At 64.1% G+C, this 3,736-nt stretch carries 3 protein-coding genes; all 3 read left to right on the plus strand.

The features are described 5' to 3' along the window. Positions 1–193 precede the first annotated feature (193 nt). The gene (locus tag KAZ48_11330) at positions 194–2,026 is read left to right on the plus strand and encodes an acyl-CoA dehydrogenase (protein MBP7973381.1); all 1,833 of its coding nucleotides are present in this window, start codon (positions 194–196) and stop codon (positions 2,024–2,026) included. Positions 2,027–2,077: 51 nt separating this feature from the next. Further along, positions 2,078–2,629: a copper resistance protein CopC gene (locus KAZ48_11335; protein ID MBP7973382.1), complete on the plus strand. Its 552-nt coding sequence runs from the start codon at positions 2,078–2,080 to the stop codon at positions 2,627–2,629. Between the two features lie 19 nt (positions 2,630–2,648). Then, positions 2,649–3,736: CopD family protein (locus tag KAZ48_11340; protein MBP7973383.1), on the plus strand; the 1,088-nt coding region annotated here is incomplete at its 3' end.

Here is a 3,736-nt window from a genome sequence, read left to right on the forward strand (position 1 = left end):
GAGAGCTCCCGATCAGGGCGTCGATGGCCATCGTCACGCTCCGTGACTGCGTGACGTGACCAAGACAACTCAGAGAGTGAGTCCAAGGGTCTTGCGTAAGTTACCGGCGAGTAGCATGATTGGGTTACTGACGAGTAACTAGTTCCCCCACCACTCGCATTGAGCTGCACTTCAGACCACGAGGAGTCACGCAATGGGCCATTACAAGAGCAACCTCCGCGACATCGAGTTCAACCTGTTCGAGGTCTTCGGCGCAGCTGACCGCCTGGGCAAGGGCCCGTTCGCCGAGATGGACGTTGACAGCGCACGCGATCTGCTCCGCGAGTCCGAGAAGCTGGCGTCCGGCCCGATCGCTGACTCCTTCGTGGCCTCTGATCGCGAGCCTCCCGTGTACGACCCGGCCGAGTGCACCGTCACCATGAACGATGAGTTCAAGAAGTCCTTCCAGACTCTGTGGGACGCAGGCTACTGGAGCGCCGCACTCCCCGAAAGCCTCGGCGGCATCGGTGCACCCCCCAGCCTCAACTGGGCGATGGCGGAGATGTTCCTCGGCGCCAACCCTGCGCTCTACATGTCGCTGGCTGGCCCCGGCTTCGCGGCGATTCTGGATGCCCTTGGCACCGACGAGCAGCAGCACTGGGCCCAGATCATGATCGAGCGCCAGTGGGGCGCCACCATGGTTCTGACCGAGCCCGACGCCGGTTCTGACGTTGGCGCTGGCCGCGCGAAGGCCGTTCAGCAGGAAGACGGCACGTGGCACATCGAAGGCGTCAAGCGCTTCATCACCGGTGGCGAGAACGACTTCAACGAGAACATCATTCACCTGACCCTCGCCCGGCCAGAGGGTGCCACCGTGGGCACCAAGGGTCTGAGCCTGTTCGTCGTGCCGAAGTTCCACTTCGACACCAAGACGGGCGAGATCGGCGAGCGCAACGGCGTCTACACGACCAACATCGAAAAGAAGATGGGCATCAAGTCCTCCAGCACCTGCGAGCTGACCTACGGCGAAAAGCAGCCAGCCGTCGGCTATCTGGTCGGCGACGTCCACGACGGCATCGCGCAGATGTTCAAGGTCATTGAGTACGCGCGCATGCTGGTCGGCACGAAGGCAATCGCGACGCTGTCGACTGGTTACCTCAACGCGCTGGACTACGCAAAGAACCGCGTCCAGGGTGCTGACCTGACCCAGATGCTGGACAAGACCGCTCCCCGCGTGACCATTACCCATCACCCGGACGTGCGTCGCTCGCTGATGACTCAAAAGGCCTACTCAGAGGGCCTGCGTGCCTTGGTTGCCTACACCGCCAAGCAGCAGGACGAGGTCATGCTGCACCACGCCGAGCACGGCGCTGGCGACATGGCCGACCGCCTCAACGATCTGCTGTTGCCCATCGTCAAGGGTGTCGGTTCGGAGCGCGCTTGGGTCCTGCTGGGAACCGAGTCACTGCAGACGTTCGGAGGCTCGGGCTTCCTGCAGGACTACCCGCTTGAGCAGTACGTGCGTGACGCAAAGATCGACACGCTCTACGAAGGCACCACTGCCATCCAGGGCATGGACTTCTTCTTCCGGAAGATGGTCCGCGATCAGTTCCAGGCCGTCACGCAGCTGGCCGCGAACATCACCGAGACCGTCAAGAACACCGGTGCCGGCGATCAACTCGCAGAGTCCCGCCAACTGCTCGCCAAGGCGCTTGAAGACGTCCAGGGCATGATCGGCGTGATGGGCGGCTGGCTGATGAAGAGCCAGGAAAACCCGAACGAGTTGTACCGGGTCGGCCTCAACACCACCCGCCTGCTGATGGCCTGCGGCGACTTGGTTATCGGTTGGCTGCTGCTCAAGCAGGCTGACGTTGCCACTGAGGCGCTGGCTGCTGGTGCGAGCGAGCGGGACAAGCCGTTCTACAACGGCAAGCTCGCCATCGCCAAGTGGTTCGCCGCCAACCGGCTACCACTGCTGACCGCCGAGCTCGCCGTCGCGGAGGCGACCACGCTCGACGTGATGGAGCTGCCGGAAGAGGACTTCTAGGATTGTGAACCTCTCGACCATTGCGTCGGGATGCGAACGTAAGCTGAGCGCGTGAAGAAACTGCTCAGCGCCGGGGCTGCCGCGACACTGTCGCTGGTGGCCCTGTTCGCATTCCCGGCCGCGGTCCAAGCCCACGACGAACTTCAGTCGACGGTGCCAGCGAACAACGCAGTCCTCACCCAAGCGCCGAAGCAGTTGGTATTGACTTTTGAGGCGGCACCGCTCAAAGACACCACCAAGATCGCGGCGGCGTCCACGACCGGAACGGACGTCAACCTGCCGGAACCCACAGCGTCTGGCGCGACGGTTACGGTCGCCTGGCCAGCGAGCACCCCGGCGGGTGAGTACGTCGTCTCGTGGCGCAACGTCGGTGCCGATGGTCATCCACTGAGTGGACAATTCGGCTTCGGCTACGCGGAACCCACCGGTGCGGCAAGTCCTAGCCCGACCCCAACCGTGACCACCAGTCCTGCGGCTGACACCACGTCGGCCTCGAACAGCAATAGCTCCTGGCTGCTGCCCACCCTCGGCGGGGTTCTCATCGTCTTGGTGATCATCGTTGGGCTCGCGATTCGCCGCAACATCAGCAAAGACTCCGACTAACGGCACCCTTGGCGCGGACATGACAGCAACGACGGCCACCGGTGGACCGACGGTCAACCAGGCACAGGGCCAGCAACCGCAAGCTGGGCGGCTGGTCTTTGCATTCGGTCTGCTCGTCGTTCTCGCATCGCTGGCGGGACTGCTCATCTCCGGCGGCGGTTACCAGCCCGCCCCAAATGGTTTGCCCGATGCCGGACCGGTGGTCAGTTGGCTGTTACCCGTCGCAACGTCACTGGTGTTCGTCGCCGCGATGTTCACTGCCGGGTGGCTACTGCATGCGGCGTTCCTGGACGCAGACGCCCGCAAGGGGCTCGTCTCCAACGGGGGCCGTCGAAGCCTCGTTCGGGCAGGCATCGCTGCTGGCGTTTGGGTTGTCCTCGCGCTGATCCAGGCCGCCCTCACGTTGTCCGAAGTGCTCGGCGTTTCGATCAGCGAGGCGCTGGCGCCCGACCTACTGCGGACATACGCGTGGGACATCACCGGCGTTCGCACCGTGGTCGTTGGTGCCCTGCTCGCGCTGATCGTCAGCGTCTGTTCTTTCTTCACATTGCGGTTGACCACAGCGACGGCGCTGGGCGTCACGACGCTCGTCGCCATCGCGCTACCGGCCCTGGCCGGTCACGCCGCTGGCCTCGGTAACCACGCGATCGCGTTGGTCAACGGGGTCGCGCATGTGGTGGCAGCGACCGTGTGGGTTGGTGGGCTGATCGCGTTGGGAACTATCGCCCTGCCGCGGGTGAGCCAAGCGGCGGCGGGCGTCCGGGCTAAGTACGTCTCAGTAGCGGCGGGACGGTTCAGTCAACTCGCCCTTGCCTGCGTGGTGGTGCTGGGCATCTCCGGATTCGCCAACGCGTACACCCGGTTGGGTAGTCCCGCAGATCTGTTGACCAGTGGGTACGGACGCCTCGTCGTCATCAAGACTCTGCTGCTGGCGGGTCTGATCCTTGCTGCTGCACGAATCCGCGGACGCATCCTGCCGAAACTCAGCGAGGGCTCGGGTCGTCGCTCGTTCGCCAAGATCGCCGTGCTGGAACTGGGCCTGATGGCGCTGGCGACGGGCTTGGGCGTGGCACTATCGCTGTCCGCACCGACCCGGGTCGACGTGCT

The organism is Candidatus Nanopelagicales bacterium, assembly GCA_018003655.1.
Taxonomy (GTDB): domain Bacteria; phylum Actinomycetota; class Actinomycetes; order S36-B12; family UBA10799; genus JAGNDY01.

Coding starts and splice junctions, on each gene's coding strand:
- KAZ48_11330 (MBP7973381.1), top strand. CDS start 194: ATGGGCCATTACAAGAGCAACCTCCGCGACATCGAGTTCAACCTGTTC.